General features: G+C 64.7%; 16 protein-coding genes and 1 other RNA gene. 2 read left to right on the top strand and 15 right to left on the bottom strand.

Annotated features, from left to right (window positions below; translation table 11 throughout):
- Positions 1-21: 21 nt before the first annotated feature.
- The 3 genes from dnaX to ubiD form a co-directional block, all read right to left on the bottom strand.
- On the bottom strand, positions 22-2340 hold the full coding sequence (gene dnaX, locus BLT98_RS24130; RefSeq protein WP_092612221.1) for a DNA polymerase III subunit gamma/tau: 2319 nt from the start codon (positions 2338-2340) through the stop codon (positions 22-24).
- Positions 2341-2577: 237 nt separating this feature from the next.
- Positions 2578-2676: signal recognition particle sRNA small type (ffs, locus tag BLT98_RS24125), an RNA gene on the bottom strand.
- A 181-nt stretch (positions 2677-2857) separates the two neighbouring features.
- Complete coding sequence (ubiD, locus tag BLT98_RS24120; RefSeq protein WP_071650179.1) at positions 2858-4342, bottom strand: 4-hydroxy-3-polyprenylbenzoate decarboxylase; 1485 nt, start codon at positions 4340-4342, stop codon at positions 2858-2860.
- Positions 4343-4821: 479 nt separating this feature from the next.
- Between ubiD and BLT98_RS24115 the strand changes: the two genes are divergently transcribed.
- Complete coding sequence (locus BLT98_RS24115; protein ID WP_052140520.1) at positions 4822-5736, top strand: lytic transglycosylase domain-containing protein; 915 nt, start codon at positions 4822-4824, stop codon at positions 5734-5736.
- Positions 5737-5857: 121 nt separating this feature from the next.
- On the opposite strand, the gene nusB is transcribed toward BLT98_RS24115, so the two are convergent.
- From nusB to ribBA, 3 genes are all read right to left on the bottom strand, one after another.
- Positions 5858-6328: a transcription antitermination factor NusB gene (gene nusB / locus BLT98_RS24110; RefSeq protein ID WP_034786595.1), complete on the bottom strand. Its 471-nt coding sequence runs from the start codon at positions 6326-6328 to the stop codon at positions 5858-5860.
- A gap of 188 nt (positions 6329-6516) precedes the next feature.
- On the bottom strand, positions 6517-6999 hold the full coding sequence (gene ribH, locus BLT98_RS24105; protein ID WP_034786791.1) for a 6,7-dimethyl-8-ribityllumazine synthase: 483 nt from the start codon (positions 6997-6999) through the stop codon (positions 6517-6519).
- 176 nt (positions 7000-7175) lie between these two features.
- On the bottom strand, positions 7176-8294 hold the full coding sequence (gene ribBA, locus BLT98_RS24100; protein ID WP_092612218.1) for a bifunctional 3,4-dihydroxy-2-butanone-4-phosphate synthase/GTP cyclohydrolase II: 1119 nt from the start codon (positions 8292-8294) through the stop codon (positions 7176-7178).
- Between the two features lie 433 nt (positions 8295-8727).
- Between ribBA and BLT98_RS24095 the strand changes: the two genes are divergently transcribed.
- On the top strand, positions 8728-9153 hold the full coding sequence (locus BLT98_RS24095; protein WP_034786592.1) for an OsmC family protein: 426 nt from the start codon (positions 8728-8730) through the stop codon (positions 9151-9153).
- On the opposite strand, the gene BLT98_RS24090 is transcribed toward BLT98_RS24095, so the two are convergent.
- The 9 genes from BLT98_RS24090 to pilV form a co-directional block, all read right to left on the bottom strand.
- Positions 9150-10571, bottom strand: a complete 1422-nt coding sequence (locus BLT98_RS24090; protein ID WP_092612215.1) for a hypothetical protein — start codon at positions 10569-10571, stop codon at positions 9150-9152. The two genes, BLT98_RS24095 and BLT98_RS24090, sit on opposite strands and share 4 nt — an antisense overlap.
- Before the next feature lie 110 nt (positions 10572-10681).
- Positions 10682-11317 (bottom strand): riboflavin synthase, encoded by a 636-nt coding sequence (locus BLT98_RS24085; RefSeq protein WP_034786589.1) that lies wholly within the window; start codon positions 11315-11317, stop codon positions 10682-10684.
- Between the two features lie 28 nt (positions 11318-11345).
- Complete coding sequence (gene ribD / locus BLT98_RS24080; RefSeq protein ID WP_092612212.1) at positions 11346-12446, bottom strand: bifunctional diaminohydroxyphosphoribosylaminopyrimidine deaminase/5-amino-6-(5-phosphoribosylamino)uracil reductase RibD; 1101 nt, start codon at positions 12444-12446, stop codon at positions 11346-11348.
- Positions 12447-12481: 35 nt separating this feature from the next.
- Positions 12482-13069, bottom strand: coding sequence for a GspH/FimT family pseudopilin (locus BLT98_RS24075; protein ID WP_244517677.1), 588 nt, complete (start codon positions 13067-13069; stop codon positions 12482-12484).
- Between the two features lie 9 nt (positions 13070-13078).
- Entirely contained in the window at positions 13079-13579 is a 501-nt protein-coding gene (locus BLT98_RS24070) for a type IV pilin protein (protein WP_080753664.1), read from the bottom strand.
- A 57-nt stretch (positions 13580-13636) separates the two neighbouring features.
- Positions 13637-17542, bottom strand: a complete 3906-nt coding sequence (locus tag BLT98_RS24065; protein WP_092612208.1) for a pilus assembly protein — start codon at positions 17540-17542, stop codon at positions 13637-13639.
- On the bottom strand, positions 17539-18195 hold the full coding sequence (locus tag BLT98_RS24060) for a pilus assembly PilX family protein (protein ID WP_092612205.1): 657 nt from the start codon (positions 18193-18195) through the stop codon (positions 17539-17541). The genes BLT98_RS24065 and BLT98_RS24060 overlap by 4 nt, the downstream gene beginning before the upstream one ends.
- Before the next feature lie 12 nt (positions 18196-18207).
- Positions 18208-19185, bottom strand: a complete 978-nt coding sequence (locus BLT98_RS24055) for a PilW family protein (RefSeq protein ID WP_092612202.1) — start codon at positions 19183-19185, stop codon at positions 18208-18210.
- Positions 19182-19751: a type IV pilus modification protein PilV gene (gene pilV / locus BLT98_RS24050; protein ID WP_092612631.1), complete on the bottom strand. Its 570-nt coding sequence runs from the start codon at positions 19749-19751 to the stop codon at positions 19182-19184. The genes BLT98_RS24055 and pilV overlap by 4 nt, the downstream gene beginning before the upstream one ends.
- Positions 19752-19904 lie beyond the last annotated feature (153 nt).

The following is a 19904-nucleotide window of genomic DNA, read 5'->3' as shown; positions in this document are numbered from 1 at the left end:
AGTTTGTGAGTGTGTTAATCATCAATGCAGGGTCGGCGCGGCAGAGCCGGCCGGTGCAGGGGTAATCGTTCCCGGCACAACAAAAGCGTCGAATGCACGCTTCATGTCGAGCACGAAGGGATCGCTGGCAATGGTTGCTTCCGCTTGCAGCTGGCACGCCTCGCGGTGGGCCTGCGCTTCCGCGCTGGCCGTGTACCAGACGGCGCCCAGTTCCGTATCGACATTGACCTTGCGGCCGAAGCGCTCGCTCAGCACGGCAGCCAGTTTTTCCACGTTGGCCGGACTGCGCCACGTGTCGATCGGCACGCGCAAGCGGAACGTGGTGCTGTGACCGTCGTGCAGGCATTCGATCAGCTCGGCCTGCACGGCCAATTGCTGGGCTATGCCGCGCAGGGGCAGCACGGCGGCGACGGCCGGCCAGTTCCCGTCCCAGTCCAGGCCAGGCACGGGCGTGATCACATACGGTCCGCTGGGCGCGGCTTGCTTGGCGGCACGCTGCGGCATAATGACGGCCGGCTGCTCGCTGCTCTGCGCGGCGGGCGCCGACACGGCCGCGGAGGCGCTATCGTCGGAAAATTCGGTGACCCACGGCGGCAAGTCGTCGTCGGCGGGCGCCTGCTGCTGTGGCGGCGCCTGGCGTACCGGTGCCGCCGCCGGTACGGATACCGGTGCTTCCATCACGGCCACGGGTGGCGCGTCGTCCCACGGCGCCGGCGCTTTCGCGGCGGCGGGCGGTGGCGGCGGAGCTGCCTGGACCGGCGCGGCCGGGGCAGCGGCGACAGGCGCCACTGCTGGTACCGGTGCGGCTGGCTTGGGCGCCGACGATGGCGCCGACGGCGCGCTGCCCGGACGGCCCTTCGAGGCGGCGCGGGCCGCTTCCAGCGCCGCATTGATGGCGGCGCGCGCGGAACTGATCGGGGCGCCCGATGCTGCCGGGGCAGCCGCAGCAGGAGCAGCCGCTGGCGGCGTAGCGGGCGGCGGCGCCATTGGTGCCGGCGCCGGTGCAGCGGCTGGCGCCGGCGCAGCCGCGCGTGGCGGCGGCGCTTCGCTGCGCGCCATGCTGGCGGCTGCGGCGGCGACCACGGCGGGCGGTGTCACGGCGGCGTGGCTGGCCACGCTGTTCGTGGCGGCGCGGGCGGCGGGAGCCGAAGCCCCAGCCGCGGCGCGCGCGGCGGCCACGGCGGCCGGACGGTTGCCCGTGGCAGCGGCCGGTGCAGCCGGCACGCCATCGGCGCCGCCTATGCCGGGCCGAAAGGCCAGCATGCGCAGCAAGGTCATGGTAAAGCCCGCGTATTCATCGGGCGCCAGGCCCAGCTCATTGCGGCCATGCACGGCGATCTGGTAAAACAGCTGCACTTCTTCCGCGTCAAACGCGGAAGCCAGGCGCACGATATCCGCGTATTCGGGCAAGTCCTGCGGCAAGGCGGCGGGCACGGTTTGCGCCAGCGCAATGCGGTGCAACAAGGTGCCCAGATCTTGCAGGGCGCCGTTGTAGGACAGGCTGCGCGAAGCCATCTCGTCGGCCACGGCCAGGAGATCGGCGCCATCCTGCTGCGCCAGTGCATCGAGCAGACGCACCAGATACGACTGGTCGAGCGCGCCCAGCATGCCTTGCACGGCATCCAGCGTGACTTCGCCGGCCGCATACGCGATGGCCTGGTCCGTCAGGGACAGCGCATCGCGCATGGAGCCGTGGGCGCCCTGGGCCAGCAGGCGCAAGGCTGGCTGTTCGAAGGCGATGCCCTCCTGTCCCAGGATATTGTCCAGGTGGCTGATAATGTGGCCGGGCGGCATCTGCTTGAGGTTGAACTGCAGGCAGCGCGACAGCACGGTCACGGGAATCTTTTGCGGGTCCGTCGTGGCCAGGATGAACTTCACGTGCTCGGGCGGCTCTTCCAGGGTTTTCAGCATGGAATTGAACGCGTGGTTCGTCAGCATGTGCACCTCATCGATCATGTAGACCTTGAAGCGCGCATTGCTTGGCGCATACACGGCTTGCTCGAGCAGCTGCGCCATTTCATCGACGCCACGGTTCGATGCCGCATCCATCTCTATATAGTCGACAAAGCGTCCCGCATCGATCGCCGTGCACGCTTCGCACACGCCGCAAGGCTGGGCCGTGATGCCGCCCGTGCCATCGGGGCCGATGCAATTGAGCGACTTGGCCAGGATGCGCGACAGGGTCGTCTTGCCGACGCCGCGCGTGCCCGTGAACAGGTAGGCGTGATGCAATCGGCCGCTGTGCAAGGCATGCGTGAGCGCGCGCACGACGTGCTCCTGGCCGACGAGCGTCTCGAAATTCTTGGGGCGGTATTTACGGGCGAGGACTTGATAGGACATGCTGAGATTTTACCATGCGATTTTGCGGGTGATCCTGCGCGGCGGGCGCAAGCCTCATGGCCGGGCCATTCAAAATGGCAAACGCGGCAAAGCAGCAATTGTATAACATGGCCAGCTGGAAATATGGAAAACACGGCAAGCCTGGCAATGCCGCAGCTCGGCAAGAAAAAGGGACCGTAATAGCAAAAAAGCTGCCCATGGCAGCTTGATTGTTGATCCTGATAAAACATTCCCGAAGGAGGCGAGCCTGATCTGCGGCACTCATGGTTAATAGCCGTGGCTGCTTCGTTCCCGACCTGACCAGGTTAGCCATGCCACGATGCGCAGGGGCCCGCCAGGGACAATTATAACCGACCTGCGCAGGATTGGGAAATTGCCGTACTGCACGCGATCATTTCATGCGTAGGTCGGCTTAGGCCGCAGGCCGTAAGCCGACACTGCTGACTACGCAGGCCCTGAACATGCAAGCGCCGCAACGTCGGGTTACGCGCAAGCGCTAACCCGACCTACTTAGCGCCTACAAACCCAGCTCTTGCCAGATGCCATCCACCTTGGCCTTTACTTCCGGCGTCATGGCGATCGTCGTGCCCCACTCGCGCGTCGTTTCGCCCGGCCATTTATTCGTCGCGTCGATCCCCATCTTGCTGCCCAGGCCGCTGACCGGCGAGGCGAAGTCCAGGTAATCGATGGGCGTGTTGTCGACCAGCGTGGTGTCGCGGATGGGGTCGACCCGCGTCGTGATGGCCCAGATAACTTCTTTCCAGTCGCGGATATTCACGTCTTCATCGACCACCACGATGAACTTGGTATACATGAACTGGCGCAGGAAGCTCCACACGCCGAACATCACGCGCTTGGCGTGGCCCGCGTACTGTTTCTTGATCTGCACCACGGCCATGCGGTAGCTGCAGCCTTCGGGCGGCAGATAGAAGTCCGTGATTTCGCTGAACTGCTTTTGCAGCAGCGGCACGAACACTTCATTCAGGGCCAGGCCCAGCACGGCCGGCTCGTCCGGCGGTTTGCCCGTATACGTGGAGTGGTAGATCGGGTCGCGGCGCATGGTGATGCGGTCGATGGTAAACACGGGGAAACTGTCCTGCTCATTATAGTAGCCCGTGTGGTCGCCATACGGCCCTTCCAGCGCGTGCTCGTAGCCGCTCGGATGGTTTTCATCCGGGTAGATATGGCCTTCGAGCACGATTTCGGCGGAAGCGGGCACGCGCAGTTCGCTGCCGATGGCTTTCACCAGCTCCGTGCGGCTGCCGCGCAGCAAGCCGGCGAACTGGTATTCGGACAGGCTGTCCGGCACCGGCGTGACGGCCCCTAATATAGTAGCGGGATCGGCGCCCAGCGCGACGGCGATCGGATACGGCTTGCCCTTGCTCTGGATCGCGTGCTCGCGGAAGTCCAGCGCCCCGCCCCGGTGCGCCAGCCAGCGCATGATGACCTTATTACGCCCCAGCACTTGCTGGCGGTAGATGCCCAGGTTTTGCCGCTTCTTGTTCGGGCCCTTGGTGATCACCAGGCCCCAGGTAATCAAAGGGGCGACGTCGCCGGGCCAGCAATGCTGGATCGGCAGGCGCGCCAGGTCGACGTCGTTGCCTTCCCAGACGATTTCCTGGCACTTCGCGCCGCGCAACTCTTTCGGCGACATGTCCCACACGGATTTCACCAGGGAACCGAGTCCCAGCAAGTCCTTGAAATCCTTCGGCGGCTCCGGTTCCTTCAGCCGCGCCAGCACATGGCCGATCTTGCGCAACTCGCTCACATCTTCCGCGCCCATGCCCAGCGCCACGCGGCGCGTGGTGCCGAACAGATTGCCCAGCACCGGCATGTCGTATCCCGTCGGATTGTTGAACAGCAAGGCCGGTCCGCCTGCGCGCAGGGTGCGGTCGCAGACTTCCGTCATCTCCAAAATCGGTGAAATGGGGGTCGAAATGGGCTTAAGTTCACCCATTTGTTGCAGTTGAGAAATAAAATCTCGCAAATCTGAATATTTCATGTGTTTTTAATTTTTTTTGACGTCGGACGCCGTTGCTGAAGGATCTATGCCAAGTAATTGATTTTATTGGCTTTTGGCACAATGCAAGACAAAAAGTAAGACATAAAAGTAATAAAGAAACGATTCGTTAGTATTGACTTGATATAAAACGGCTTCTACAATTCGCCCAACTTGAAAGAGCACGCCGGCCCAGAGCTTGATTTTAGCGTTTCTCTTTCATTCACGGAGTCGGGGCTCCACATGACATTTTAAGGAGTGTTTTCAAAAGGCGTCTGCCTTACCCCCGGTAAAAGTTGTATTGCGACTGATCCAATACCAAAAACGGGACCGATCAGCTCAAGCAAGCAATGACGGCGTTTCTCGCACGCATCCATACGCGGCGGAAACGATGATATTTCTGATGCACGGCATTGGCAGTACCCACAACACCGCGAGACCGCGGAGGGACTGCCTGTTGACGCGACATTTCGGGGAACTCTATGACTCATCGTAGCACTGAAGCAGCTTTGCCTGCTTCAACCGTGGCTGGCCAGCCAGCGTTGGCGCGTTTGCGCGCCCGCGCACAAGCCATTTCGGCACGTGGCGTATTGACCACGGCGCAACACACACTGACAGTCTTCGGCATTTCCGCCCTGGCACTGATCGCCCTGCTGATGTTCCGCCCTGACCTGGGCAAGCAACTGACGCACAGCCTGTTCCCGCTGCCGATGGCAGAGGCGCAAGCCGTTGAAGCACCGGCCCTGTCGGCACTGATGGAGGCGCCTGCTTCCGTGCAAACGGCCGCCAGCGACGCACCGCTGAGCAAGGAAGAAAAAGCCTTGCTGGGCACGCAAAAGCAGCAGCAATGGGTCACCAACTGGCTTTCCAAGCGCTACCGCGTAGCCAACGATGCGACCAATATGCTCGTCTCGACGGCCTACCTGACAGCCCGTGAAATCAAGCTGGACCCGCTGCTGATCCTGGCCGTGATGGCCATCGAATCGGGCTTGAACCCGTTCGCGGAAAGCCCCGTCGGCGCGCAAGGCTTGATGCAGGTCATGTCGAAAGTGCACCATGAGCGCTTCCAGGAAATGGGCGGCGTGCAGGCAGCGCTGAATCCCGTCGCCAACATCCGCGTCGGCTCCCTGATCCTGAAAGACTACGTCACGCGTGGCGGTTCCGTCGAAGCGGGCCTCAAAACCTACGTCGGCGCCGCCAACTTCGCCACCGACTCGGGCTATGGCTCGCGCGTGCTGGCTGAATACCGCCGCCTGAAACAAGTGTCGGCCGGCCAGCGCGTGCCGACCACGACGCCGGTGATGGCATCGAACACGCCAGCGCCAGCCAAGGCCCCGGCAGCGGAAAGCGGCATCACCATCAAAGTATTGCCCCATAACGAGATCGCCGGCCTGTGACCCTTTAAAAGCCCTCACAGGGGCATCCAAAAAGCTGCACCCAGTAAAAAAGCCACCGCACGCAAGTGCCGGTGGCTTTTTTATTGCCCTGCAGCATCAGCCGCAGGAACTGCCGTATATATTACTTGCGCTTGTTGGCGCCCACTTCTTCCTCGCGGAATTTCACTGCCAGCTTGTCCAGCACGCCGTTCACATACTTGTGGCCATCGATACCGCCAAACGACTTGGCCAGCTCGACCGCTTCGTTGATGACGACGCGGTACGGGATTTCCATGTTGTTCTTCAGCTCGAATGCGCCGATCAGCAGGATGCCGTGCTCGATGGGCGACAGTTCCGCGATATTGCGGTCGATCAATGGTGCCATGCTTTCGCGCAGCGCCAGCGAATCCTTGATGGCGCCGTACAGCAGCACCGTGAAATGATCGCCATCGGCCTTGTCGAAACCATGCGCGGCGCGAATATTGTTCACGACGGTGGTCGCGTCTTCATTGTTCAGCAGCCACTGGTACAAGCCCTGCAGCGCAAACTCGCGCGCGCGGTGACGCGGCGTGCGGTTTTTGCTGGGATTGGCGAGCAAATTTTTCTCAGTCATGATTGTTACCTGTTCTTAAATACGTGTTCACTACAAATTCCGGCGAGACACTGCGGCGCGCTTTTAGGTAGCGCAGCCGCAATTCAAGCGCGCGTGAGAAGGATGTCAGGGCAAGGCGCGGGGCCGAAGGCAGTACGATAGTACGGCGAGGCCTTGCAACGCAGCCATGGCATTCTTATCACACGCGCTTAGTCTTCGTCGGTGTCTTGCAACTCTTCTAGCGCTTGCGCCAGATTGGCCATTTCCACTGCCACGCGTGCCGCTTCCGCTCCCTTGACCAGCATGCGTACTTCCGCTTGCTCGTCGTTTTCGGTCGTCAACACTGCGTTGGCGATGGGGATGCCGTAATCGAGACCGACGCGCGTGATGCCCGCGCCCGATTCGTTCGATACCAGCTCGAAGTGGTAGGTTTCACCGCGAATCACGGCGCCCAGTGCGATCAGGGCGTCGAATTGCTCGGTTTCTGCCATTTTTTGCAGAATCAGTGGGATTTCCAGGGCGCCCGGCACGGTCACGTGCAGGATATCTTCGTCGGCCACGCCCAGCTTGCTCAACTCTTCCAGGCATGCCGACAGCAAGCCACCACCGACGATTTCATTGAATCGTGCCTGGACGATACCGACGCGCAAACCTTCGCCGGCAAAATTGGTTTCATATGTTCCTACGCTCATCATAAGCCTCTTTAATCTGGTGGTTCAGGGCGACATGCACATGTCGCCATCATTTACTCTACATCGACGCCTGACAAAATCGTAGCGAGCGGCAGCGAGTTGTGGTCGAGAAGCGCAACTGTACGAAGGTACAGTGAGCATCACAGGCCGCAAATCGCGAAGCGCAGTAGATTTAGTTAGGCGTCCTGGCCTGGATGGCACTGAAAACCCGTTACTTCCAGGTCGAACCCGGCCATCGACGGCATCTTGCGTGGGCTGGCCAGCAATTGCATCTTGCTCACGCCCAGGTCGCGCAGGATTTGCGCGCCGATGCCATAGCTGCGCAAGTCCATGCTGGCGGCGCGGCCTTTCGGCTTGGCTTGCGGCGTATCGAGCGCGGCGAACTGGGCAAACAGCTCGCCCGACGTCTCGCCGCAGTTCAGCAAGACCATCACGCCCCGCTCGGCCTGCTTGATGGCGGCCATCGAGGCAGCCACCGTCCACGAGTGGGTGGTCGCTTCGCTTTCCAGCACGTCCAGCAGGGAAACGGGCTGGTGCACGCGCACCAGGGCTTCCAGGCCGGGCGCCAAATCGCCATGTACGAGGGCCAAATGGGCCGACGCGCTGGGCTTGTCGCGGAAGGCGATCAAGCGGAATTCGCCGTGCGCCGTGTGCAAGGTGCGCTCGGCAACGCGCTCGACCAGCGATTCCGTCTGGCTGCGGTAATGGATCAGGTCGGCAATCGTGCCGATTTTCAAGCCATGTTGTTCCGCAAAGACCAGCAAGTCCGGTAGGCGCGCCATGGTGCCGTCTTCCTTCATGATTTCGCAAATCACGGAGGCGGGCGTCAAGCCGGCCATGGCCGTCAGGTCGCAACCGGCTTCCGTATGGCCTGCACGCATCAGCACGCCGCCTTTTTGCGCTTTCAGCGGGAAGATATGGCCAGGCTGGACGATATCGCTGGGCTGCGTGCCCTTGGCTACGGCCACCTGGATAGTCTTGGCGCGGTCGGCGGCGGAAATGCCCGTCGTCACGCCTTCGGCCGCTTCGATGGACACGGTAAAATTGGTGCCATAGGCGGTGCCGTTGCGCGACGTCATCATCGACAAGTTCAGCTCGTCGCAACGCTCTTCCGTCAGGGTCAGGCAGACCAGGCCACGCGCATGCGTGATCATGAAATTGATGGCTTCAGGCGTCACGAAATCGGCGGCAAGCACCAGATCGCCTTCATTTTCCCGGTCTTCTTCATCGACCAGTATCACCATGCGGCCGGCGCGCAATTCAGCGACGATCTCTTCGGTGCTGGATATAGACATTGTTCATCCTCGTATGACGCCCGGCAAAACCTGCTGCGCGTCGGTATAGGCGGCTTGCGATGCTCACCGTACCTTCGTACGGTTGCGCTTCTCAGCCACCTCTTCCTTCCGCTCGCGACGGTTTTGCCTGGCGTTGTTAGTGAAACTAAAAACTGAAACCGAACTGAAACATCGAGTGCGAATATTCCTCAGATTTCCGGGAATTTTCTTATAACCTGCTATTTTAAAGGATTTAGCGCTTGCAGACCTGAAATAAGACAGCTTTGCGGCACGGATGCCACCGCCTGCCCTGCAAAGCGCCCATTCCCTGATCCAGCGCATACGGCGACGGCAAGGCGCGCGCCGCCGGCCTTGCAAAGAGCATAAGATCAGCCAGTCACCGCCACGGCGCTGACGCCCCACTCGCAGCGACACCCCACACAGGAGCGGCACTATGAAAACCAATGGATCGGCCATCTGGTCAGGCGGCATCAAGGATGGCAAGGGCGCCATCAGCACGCGCAGCGGCGCCTTGCAGGAATATCCCTACGGCTTTGCCAGCCGCTTCGAAGGCAAGCCCGGCACGAATCCCGAGGAATTGATCGGCGCCGCGCACGCGGGCTGCTTCACCATGGCCCTGTCGCTGATCCTTGGCGAAGCGGGCCTGACGGCGGAAAAGATGGAGACGACGGCCGAAGTCACCCTCGACAAGGTCGACGACGGTTTTGCCATCACGGCCGTCCATTTGATCCTGAAAGCAAAGATCCCCGGCGCCAGCCAGGCTCAATTCGAGGAATTGACGGGCAAGGCCAAGGCCGGCTGCCCCGTGTCGAAGCTGCTTAAAGCCAACATTACCCTGGACGCTACCCTGCAGCCCTAGATTTTCGTCACGGGCTTGACGGGTTCCACAGGGGCCACCGGCGCCACCAGCGGCAGGCGCGAGTCGCTGGCCGGCAATGGCCGGTTCATCAAACCGGGATTCAGGGCTGCATTGTTCAGGTTATAGGCGGCGATGGCCGCCGCCACGGACGGGTCTTGCGATGAAGGCGGCGGCACGGCCTGGCCCGCGTTTTGCGCAGCCAGCTCTTGCGCCTGCGCATTTTGCTGGGCCAGCCGGGCTTGCGCCGTCGCGAGGCCGGCATCGGCCTGCCCCTGCGCCGCGCGCGCCAGCGACTGCGCCCGGTCGGATGCCGCCTGGGCCGCCATCTGCGCGTCGCTGGCGGCCAGCTGCGCCCGCGCCGCATCGTCCGCCGCTGCTTGCGCCTGCTGCTGCAATCCCTGCTGCTGCACTTGCCCCTGCCGCAGTTCGTCCACCCGCGCAGCTTCCTGCTGCTGCGCCTGCTGATCGGTATTGATGCGTTCGCTGTCCAGGCGTTCGGCGTCCAGGCGCTGGGCATCGACGCGCTGGTTGTCGGTGCGCTGCGTCTGCAGCAATTGCGCTGCATCGGCCGCTGCTTGCGCCTGCGGCTGGGGCCGCAGCTCCTGCAAGTCCAGGTTCAGCTCTTCCGCTTCCAGTTGCTGCTGCAGTTCCAGCTGCCGCTGCGCAATGGCGGCCGTTTGCGACGGCGCTTCGTCGATAGCCTGCATCTGCTCGGCCTGCGGAGCCTGCGGAGCCTGCGCGGCGCTGGACGGCAGTGCTTCGCCCGTCAAATCCGCTTCGACCACGGCAGCCAGCGGCGCGCCCTGCTGCTGGGCCAGCACGGCGCCCACCTGCGCCAGCACGTCCGTTCCCTGTTGCAAGGCATCCAGGGTGGCATTGCTGTCGGCCGCATACGCGGCCTGCAAAATGACCGCATCGACATCTTCATTGCGTAAGTCGATGCCGATGCGGGCCAGTTGCGCTTGCGTGAGCAAGCTGCCGTCCTGCGCCAGCGCGGCGGCCGCATCGGTCGTGCCATCGCCCGACAGCAAATCGTAGCGCTGCGCCAGGCTGCCCGGCGCGTCGCCGGCCGTCGCCAGCTGGCTGGCATCGATGCCGCTCGTTTGCAGCTGGGCGAACGATTCCGTCAACTGCCGCGCCAGCGCCAGCAAGTCGTCATTGACATTCACTGGGGTATTTGCCGCCCTGGCCTCTTCCGTGGCGCCCTGCAAGGCCAGCAGTTGCCGGCGCGACAAGGCCACGCCGGACAGGAACTGGCCCAGCGGGGAGATGTCGACCTGGGTCGATGACAGGATGGCAAGAGCAGCCGCCGCGCTGGAAGGCGGCACGGGCAGTACAGGCGGTAGCGGCGCCGTTGCGCCCACGCGGGACGTGGCCGGGATGGTGTTGGGCACGGTTGCGCGCGAAATCGGGTCCATGGCTAGCCTCCACTGCGGAAAGCTTCATAGTATGCGCGTCTGAAAGAAAAGCAACACACGCTTGGCAGGGCCACGGACGCGGCAGCTGTGTGTTGCTTCAAGCTGTGGTGTTAAGCGGCAGCCTTGTCCAGCGACAGCATGCGCTCGACATAGCGGGCGATCAGGTCGATTTCCAGGTTGACCTTGCCATCGACCGTCAAGTGTTTCAGGGTCGTCATGGCGATCGTGTGCGGGATCAGGTTGATCGAGAAGCGGCAGCCGTTGACGGCGCCCGCGCCCAGGTCTTCCACGCGGTTGACGGTCAGGGACACGCCATTGACGACGACGGAACCCTTGAAGGCCAGGTATTTCGCCAGCTCGTGCGGCGCCTCGATCACCAGTTCCCACGATTCGCCCACGGCTTCGAACTTGCGCACGATACCCAGGCCGTCGACGTGGCCGGACACCAAGTGGCCGCCCAGGCGCTCGGCCAGGGTCAGGGCTTTTTCCAGGTTCACTTCCGTGGTGGTATCGAGGCCCACGGTGCAATTGAGGCTTTCGCGCGAGACATCGACTGCAAAACCCGTGTCCGACTTTTCCACCACCGTCATGCAGGCGCCATTGATGGCGATCGAATCGCCCAGGGCCACGTCAGCCAGCGGCAAGCCGCCCGCGTGGATGTTCAGGCGCACGCCTGCATCAAGGCCGCCGTCGAGCGGTTGCACGGTTTCAATCTTGCCGATGGCGGCAACAATTCCTGTAAACATGAACTAACCCTATAAAAGTATGAAAGTATTAATTGCGCTGGGCGAATCTTGCAAGGATACGCAAATCTTCGCCCACTTGCTGAACCTGGTGAAATTGCAAAGTGCGCTGCTGCTTGATATCCGTCAATGGGGGCAAGGCAAACATGCCTTGCGCATCGCCCAGCAAGGTGGGCGCCAGGTAGACCAGCAGCTCGTCGACGCAGCCTTCGCGGATTAGCGAACCGTTCAGTTTGGAACCGGCCTCGACGTGGACTTCATTGCATTGCCGGCGTCCCAGTTCCAGCATCAGCGCGGCCAAGTCGACCTTGCCGGCCGCGTTCGGCAGCATGATGACTTCCGCGCCGAGCGCCTGCAACTGCGCTTCCTTTTCCGGGTTGGCCACGGCCGCAACGATCCACGTGCCGCCGCCCTGCAAGATGCGCGCGTCGAGGCTGATGTCGAGCCGGCTGTCGACGACGATGCGGCGCGGCTGGCGCGGCGTCTCGACGGCGCGCACGTTCAATTGCGGATCGTCCGCCTTGACGGTGCCGATGCCCGTCAGGATAGCGCAGGCGCGCGCGCGCCAGGCGTGGCCGTCGGCGCGCGCTTGCGGCCCGGTGATCCACTGGCTTTGCCCGTTGTGCAAGGCTGTCATGCCGTCCAGGCTGGCCGCCGTTTTCATGCGCACCCACGGCTTGCCGCGCTGCATGCGCGAAAAGAAGCCGATATTCATTTCATATGCCTCGTCGGCCAGCACGCCCGTGGTGACGGCGATGCCGGCCGCCTCCAGTTTGGCCAGCCCCTGCCCCGCCACCAGCGGGTTCGGGTCCGTCATGGCGGCCACGACGCGCCCCAGCCCCGCGCGCACGAGCGCATCAGAGCATGGCGGCGTGCGGCCGTGGTGGTTGCATGGTTCCAGGGTGACATAGGCGGTGGCGCCGCGCACATCGTTGCCGCGCGCCGCCGCATTGGCCAGCGCTTGTACTTCGGCATGATCCTGCCCGGCCGCCTGCGTCACGCCGGCGCCGATCACCTGGCCATCCCTGACGATCACGCAGCCGATGCGGGGATTGGGCGAGGTCGTGTACAAACCGCGCGCCGCCCATTCCAGCGCCAGGCGCATGCCATCGATATCGTTGAGTATTTCCACGGGCTTCTTTGCTAGTGAGTGATAGGTGAGTCGGGTTACGAACTGTCGGCCACGCCGCTGCAATTGGCCGCCTGCTGCTGCGGGTCGCACACGCGCACCCTGCCCAGCATATTGATTTTAATATGCCGTACCTGCTTTCCCAAAGCCAGGGACAAGGTACCCCAGCGCGCCGCCAGGCTATTGGTCGCGCTGCAACTGCGTCCTGCGCCATTGTAGGCGATATAAAACGGCGCCGTGGCCGACGAAAACGCGAACTGGGCCGTGATGCCCGCCGGCAGCGGCCCCTGGCGGAACAGCAATTCGTCATCGCCATCGAACGCCAGGTTGGCATTGCGGTCGATGAACATCAGCCAGCCCGTGCGCCAATCCACGCCACCGGCTCCGGCCGGCATCAGCAGCACCCGCTGTCCCCGCGCCATCGCCTGTGCCCGCGTCAGTTCGATGGCCGAAAACAAGTCGGTAGCCGCCGTCCGCACCTGCTGGCGTGCCAGCACCTGCTGCAGGCTGGGCATGGCAGCGGCCGCCAGCAACGCGGCAATCGCCAGCACGGCCAGCAATTCGGGCAGGGTATGCCCGACGGTGTACCCGAAGGCGTGCCCAATCCGCGGTGAGCGCTTGTGCATGGCCGTGGCCTAGGGCCAGCAATGGCTGGACGGGCCGCTGCTGCCGCGCTGGCCCGTGCTGCTCAAGGACAACACGCCGCAATCGGCATCCTGGAAGTGCGCATCGACCTTGGACGTGCCCGGCATCGCGCGCAACAGCACGCATTGCCCGATCGCCAGGCCGGGACAAGCCAGCGCCTCGATTTCATACGCGCTGCCGGCCGCGCCCCCTTCGCCAGACCACCATGGAAACTGCTGCACTTGCGACGACGGCGACGCGGAGGAAAATGCCAGATAGTGGTTGTTTTGCGAATAATAGCGCTCCTGCTGCTGCATCAGCCGCAGCAGGGCCGCCTGTCCCTGCACCCGCTTGGCGCGCACGACATGACCGTGATAGGCGGGCACGGCCAGCGCCAGCAACAGGCTCAGGATCGCCAGAGCGGATAGCAGTTCGATCAGGCTGAAGCCCCGTGTGGCAGCAGGAGCACCACCGTTTGCAGCGGGACCGTTCCGGCTTGCCACCACGCCCATATGACCTCCCGTCGTTCCTGAAATCGCCGCCGATGCGATGCGCCAGCCTCACTGGGCCTATTTTTTCTTGGCCGCCTCGTGCAATTCGCGCCAGTTCGCCACTTCGCGCCAACTGAGGCGCCGGGCCGGCAGCGGTGCGCTGACGACCTTGAGTCCCGCCCCGCTGGCTGCGCCAGGCAAGCCAGGCTGCAGCACCGCCAGTTCCTTGCGCCCCTCGGCCCGCCCCGCCGCCGTCGCGGCACCCACCGTGCTGTTCAATTCCAGCGCCAGCGGCGGCGCGCGCGCCAGGCCGTCGAACAAGCGCCCCGTCTGCGCACCCGCCTGCACGACACCGGCGCCATCGGCGGCAAAGCCGCTCAGCACATCAAGCACGTACAGGCGCGTGGCCGGCTTGGCGCAAGGATCGCGCCCGGGCATGACGGTGTTGAACAGCACCTTGCCGGCGGCCAGTACGGGACTGCCGATGCTGCGTTCGCCCGTTTGCGCGGTATTGAGGAAATCGAGGTACCAACCGCGCATGGCGTCGCTGCCTGTATAGCGCAGCTCGGCGCCATCGACGCGCACGCCGCCCACCGCCTCGCCCAAGCTGCGCGGCTCCAGGTCAGCCCGGCTGCGCGTGGGTGAGCCTGCCCGCACGTCGTCGTGCACGGCATAAAACGATTGCGACAAAAAGGCGGAAGGTGAGGTATCGGCCGCTTCGACCAGTTTGCCCGTGCCGAACAGCAGCAGATAGCCACCACCGGGCGCGTAGGCCACGTTCAGCTGTTGCGTCACGGGCTGGCGCCTGCCCTGCGCATCGCGCGCGACAAAGACGAGCTTGCGTCCCGGCCCCTCTTTCCACGGCGGTCCGCCAGCCATGTCGAGGCGCCAGATATTGCCCTGCAAATCGCCCGCATATAGATAAGCCAGCGCGCCGTCGCCGCCCGGCACCACGACGGGCGGACCCAGCGCGTGGGGCATGGCGTCAGCGCCCGCGTTCGCGCCCGCATCAGTGTCATGGCCGCCATCGCCACCACCACCGCTGGCCACAGGCACCTTGAGGCGGAAGTAATTACTTCCCAACACCCAGGGCGTGCCGGGCGCCTTGTCCAGCGCCAGCAGGAAAATGGCGGCGGCCGACACGGGCGCCGTCGTGTCCTTGCCATCATCCACATGGTTGTTATAGCCGCTGGCGACGATGGCAAAATCGCGGTAGGCTGGCGCGCCCTCCTTGCCGCCCATGTTGATGCGGGCAAAGCTGGGCGGCCCGCGCACGTTGCCCATGAGCCTGTCGTCACGGTCCGTAAACTCCCACAGCGCTCCGTCTTGCGCGAAGCGGGCCGGATCCGTGATGTCGAGCGCAAACATGCCTTGCGCCCCGCCGCCCATGCCCGACACCAGTACCGTCTTCCAATGCCCCAGCGCCAGCACTTCCGCCGTGGCCGCCGCGCCATCGAGCAGCGGGCCGGAGCTGTAGTGAGTGCTCGCAGCGGCTGGCGCAAGGTGCAGCAGCGCCTGCGGCAGATAGGCAAACAATTCGCTGCCCGTGCGCGCATCGTAGGCATGCAGCAAACCGTCGCTGGCGCCCAGGTACAGCATTTTGCGCCGCTGCAGCAGCGCCTGGCGGTGCAAGCCATAGCCTGCCCCCTGCATGCCCAGCCCCGGCGCGCCCACGTACAGCAAATTGCCATGCGGCGCGGCGCCCAGGCTGCCTGAGCGGCGGCGCAGGAAGCCGCCCGGCTGGCCCACCTCATGCGTGCGCTGGCCCAGCAGATACGCCAGGCGCGCTTCCCCTCGTCCATCGCCACCGTCGAATGCGCCGCGCTGCTCCGTATCGAGCCGCTTCCAGGCCAGCGGCATCAGGGTGCCCTTGGCGTCGAGCGTGTAGACGGGACGCAAAACCGCCGGCGTTCCATCTGGCGCGACCTGCTCCTGCAAGCCCGTGCGCCACCATGGCTTGCCGGGAAGCAGTGCGCCATCGCCCCCTAGGGCAAATGCGGTGCGCGACAAGGTCATGCTGCCATCGGCCAGGCGCATCTGCGTCTGGAACCAGTATGCCTCTTCCGTGCCGCTGGCCAGCGCCATCAGGGCCGGCCCGGCGAGCGTCGCCGGCAAGCTGCCCTTGTCGGCGGCCGCAAAGGCTGCGCGCAGTCCCCCGATCAGGGCGGCCGGATCGCTGCCGGGCAGGTAGTGGGCGGGCCAGCGGCCGTCCAGGCTCCACTCGTTCAGCGCGCTGCCAGCCGCGCTCTTGAAGGGGTTGGCATCGCCATTGGCATCGAGAAAACCGCCATACTTGGCCGCCAATAACAAGGGCGTAGCGGCGGGAGTGGCGGCCGATTCGCCGGCCGGGTCGCCCTGGCGCAAGTCGCCCGCATAGTGCTCGACCTTCGCCATGCCGTCGCTCTTGCCGCCAGGACGCAGTGCCTGCACATGCGACCAGTAGGCCAGTCCTGCCGCATGGTAGCTGGCGCCGCCCGCCCCCTCGGCCAGCAATTCCAGTGCCGCCAGTTCGGGCCGTGGCGCGGGATTGCCTTGCGCGCCACCGCTTTCCAGGCTGCCCACCGCATGCGTCCAGGCCATCGCATCGAACGGTGGCGGCGCAAAACTGTCCGGCGCGCGGGCGCGGTCGCCGTTTGATGCGGGAGTCGCCGGAACGTTGCCGGGCACGTAGCGGTCGCCCGCCATGCCCGCATCGCCGAAACTGACGACGATGTGACGCTGGCAACTGGCCGTTTGCGGGTCGCTCCATTGCGTCACGACCGGCAAGCCGTCGTCGATGGCAGGCGGTGCCGTAGCGGGTGGCACGACGGCGCTCGCTTGCCGCCCCTGCAGATAGCGCAGCGATTCGTACAGCAATTCAGCCAGCGGCGCCGCGCTGGCGTACGCGCCGGGATGCCCGGCGTTGCCGCGGCCTAGGCCATTGATGTAAGCGGTCACCCCGCCGCCAGGGCTCGCGCCTTGGGCCCCAGCTTGAGCCGCATAGACGCCAGTGGCGGGATGCCACTCGGCGCCAGCATTGTCTTGCGGCATAAAGTCGGGCGCCATCCAGCGCCGCTGTCCCACGTGGGCCAGCGGCGCGCGCAGCACGCCGCCATACACGGCGCCAGCGCTTGCAGGCAGGCCATTCAAATGGCCAAACACGCCCACGCGCACCCTGCCGCCATGGCGCTGCACGGCGCCCACCGGCTTGTAGTTCTTGCCATACGCCAGGCACAAGTCGTCGCGCAGCGGCCCCTCATCAGCGTCGCACACGCGCACGCGCGCGAGGAACACGCCGTGCGTGGCGGCGGCCCCAGGCGCGTCGCAATTGCCGCCCGGAGGCAAACTGGCGTCGCCGAACAACAGGCGATTACGGCAAGAAACGATGGCCAGTTGCGCCAACGCAAACGGTGTCGCCGCCGCCACGCCAGTCTGCAAGACCTTGCGCGGGAAAAAAACGGGGTGGGCAAAAAAGTCGATGGGGCTGTCGGCATTGGGCAAATAGGCGCGCTGCAGCACCGTCTTGCGCACCTCGTCGATGACGCGGTCGCCGCCCGTCAGCGCATAGCGCACGATGTCGAGCATGCTGGCACTGGCCCAGTTGAGAAAGTTGCCGCTGAAACTGTCTCCGCCGCAGCCGTGCAGCGCATCGGCCGGTTTCAGCACGGAGAAGTAAGCGGTCGCTACGCGCAAGTCCGGCAGCATGACGCCGTCCTTGCTGCGATACGGATAGCTGTAGCACATGCGGGCATGGAAATAACCTTGGTACTCGCGCTGCGGCGCATAGTCGCCGCCATATGCGGCAGCGGCGGCCGCGTGCGTAAGGGACAGGTTGAGCAGCAGATTCGGCGGCACCCTGGCGCCGTGCAAGCCCGCGTCGGCCCGCGCCAAGGTCACTGGGGGAGCGGCGGCAAGGACACTACTGCAAATCAGGCCAGCCACCAGCAGCCCGGCCCAGCCGGAGCAGCGCAGCGCGGACGAGAAAGCGGACGGCAAAGTCCTCATGGCCCCGCTCCAGCCGCCTGCTTGCGGTAATAGCTTTGCAGCACGACTTGCGTGCTTTCCTGCGCGCCAAAACCGATGGCCGTGATGCGGTACACATAGCTTTCCGTGGCCAGGCCGCCTGCCACTGCCGTGGCCTGCGCGCCGGGCGGATGAAACGGCAGCAATTCGATGAGGTAGCGGGGCCGGCGCGATGGCAGGAAACCCTGCCCCGTCTGCATGGCGGCGCCCGTAAACTGGCCGTACGGCACGGTGCGGCTGCCCCCTTCGTCACCACCCAGGTCAGTGCTCAGCCAGAGTGCCTGCGCACCCGGGGCTGCCGGCAGGCACAGGCCCAGTGTCCCCCCTTCGCCGCAGCCGTCCGCAAACCCTGCCGCACTGCCTGGCGCGAAGAGGCTGCTGCGCCCCGGTGCGCCGGGCAAGCCTTCGATATCGTTCTGCGCATCCACCAATGCCTCCTCCGCCGCCTGAAACGCGATCTGCCTGTCACGCTCGCCCCGTGCCGCCTTCTCGCCCTGCAAGGCCATCTGCGCCGCCGATATGCCCAGCAACAAGATGATCACCAGCAAGCACAGCACATACACGAGGGTGGCGCCGCCACGGCGCCCACGAAGTGCACGACAAGGTACGCAACAGCGGACGCCCACGCCAGCCATCGCGCCGCCCGCCTAGGCCGGCCCGTTGCGCAGCATGATGCTCGTCTGCGCCAGTTGCCGCAGCCGGGAGCGCGTTGCGGCGGGCAAGGACGCGCGCGCGATGCGCACGCCCGTGTCCCCGGCGCCGTGCGCCTCGGCATACGCCTTGCCGAACAGATCGAACTGCGCCGGCCCCAGTTCCGCCATCTTGTCCGCCTGGCCCGCCTCGCCATGCAATAGCAGCGCCACGCGCACGCTGGCCACGCGCTTCCAGTGCGTGCGCCGGTGAAAATCGCGCTGGCGCGCGGCCGCGTCCGCGCCAACCAGCACCAGCGCCGCATCGTAGGCGTCGAGCGCGCTGGCGTTGACATAGCGGTTCGCCACGCCGTCGGCCGGCGTATCCGTGTCGAGGCCATACAGCACCTGGAAAGCGTCGACGCCGCGGATGATGGCATCCGCGCCCCAGCCGTTCGCGCCACGGTATTTGCAGCGCAATTCCCCCTCGCCATCGGCACCCTGCGCTACATAGAAAATGCTCCAGCCCCGCTGCGCCTCCGTTTGCGCGGCGCCCACGCCAAAACCCGCGCAATTGAGCACGGAACCGTCGCCGCCCTCTTCCTTGCCGGTGCCGTAATAGCGCAAGGCCAGCACATCGCTGCCATGCAGGGCGCCGGGCAGCGCGCCGCTGATGCCTTCGCTGCTCTTGCCCAGGCTGCGCGCGTCGAGCCCGGCCACATTGGCGCTGTCGTCATCGGCATGGTCGACGGGCGCGGCGCTGCTATCCCAGTTCACGTACGCCGTCTGGCGCACGGCGCGGGCGATGGTATCGAGCGCATAGCGGCCGTTGTCATCCAGCCGCGCGCTGGAGGACTGGTCGCCATAACTGCCGCTGGCGGCCAGCAACACGCTACTGGCCGCCAACATCAGCAACGCGCCGAGCGACAGGGCCACCAGCAATTCGACCAGGCTCATGCCGCGCTGCCGGCGCCACGCGATATGCACGCGCTTCATGCGCCGCCTCCGCCCAGCTGGAATGCCAGCCTGGGCAGCGACTCGCCTGCCGCATTCTCCGCGGACGAGCCATCGGACAGGCGGGCGCGCCAGCCCAGCTTGATGACGATGGGCGCCCCCTTGCCGCCGCTGCAAGCCCAGTGCAAACCCTGGGCGGCAGCGTCCCACGCGGCGAGGTCGCGGCAAATGTGCAGACGCGCGCCGGGCAAGGCCGCATGCAGCCATTGCTTCCATTCGGCGATATCGAATTGCGCCAGTTCAGCCGCACCGCAGGCGGCGGCACCGAAGCAGTCCGGCGCACCGCCGCCAGCGTCGGCGCCGTCCGCCGCCGCATAGGCCACGTTCAGGTAGGGATTGCCCGCATCGGGTCCATTCATGAGCACGCTGTTTGCGCGCATGCGCTCGGCCATGCCGGCGGCCAGTTGCACGCCCGCCGACAACAACGCCGACTCATGGCGCGCGCGCAGGGAATTCAGTTGCAGGATACTGGCACCGAGCAGGCCCAGTGCCAACAGCAGCAGCGACACGAGCACCTCGACGAGGCTGCTGCCACCCGCAGGAAACATAGTGCGACCGCCATTGCGCATGCGCTACTCCCTTCCGCAGAAAGAGTCGCAAGAACAGGCGGCCCAGCTACAAGATAGGCGCGCGCAAAAAACCGGATCTGCGCTAGCGCAAACAGGACGGCGATAAGGTGAGAAGAACAGCGTTGAATTGAT

Source organism: Janthinobacterium sp. YR213, assembly GCF_900099875.1.
In the GTDB taxonomy this organism is placed as follows: Bacteria; Pseudomonadota; Gammaproteobacteria; order Burkholderiales; family Burkholderiaceae_D; genus Janthinobacterium; species Janthinobacterium lividum.
The sequence above is the reverse complement of the archived record's forward strand: the minus strand, read 5'-3'. Positions and strand labels throughout refer to the sequence as shown.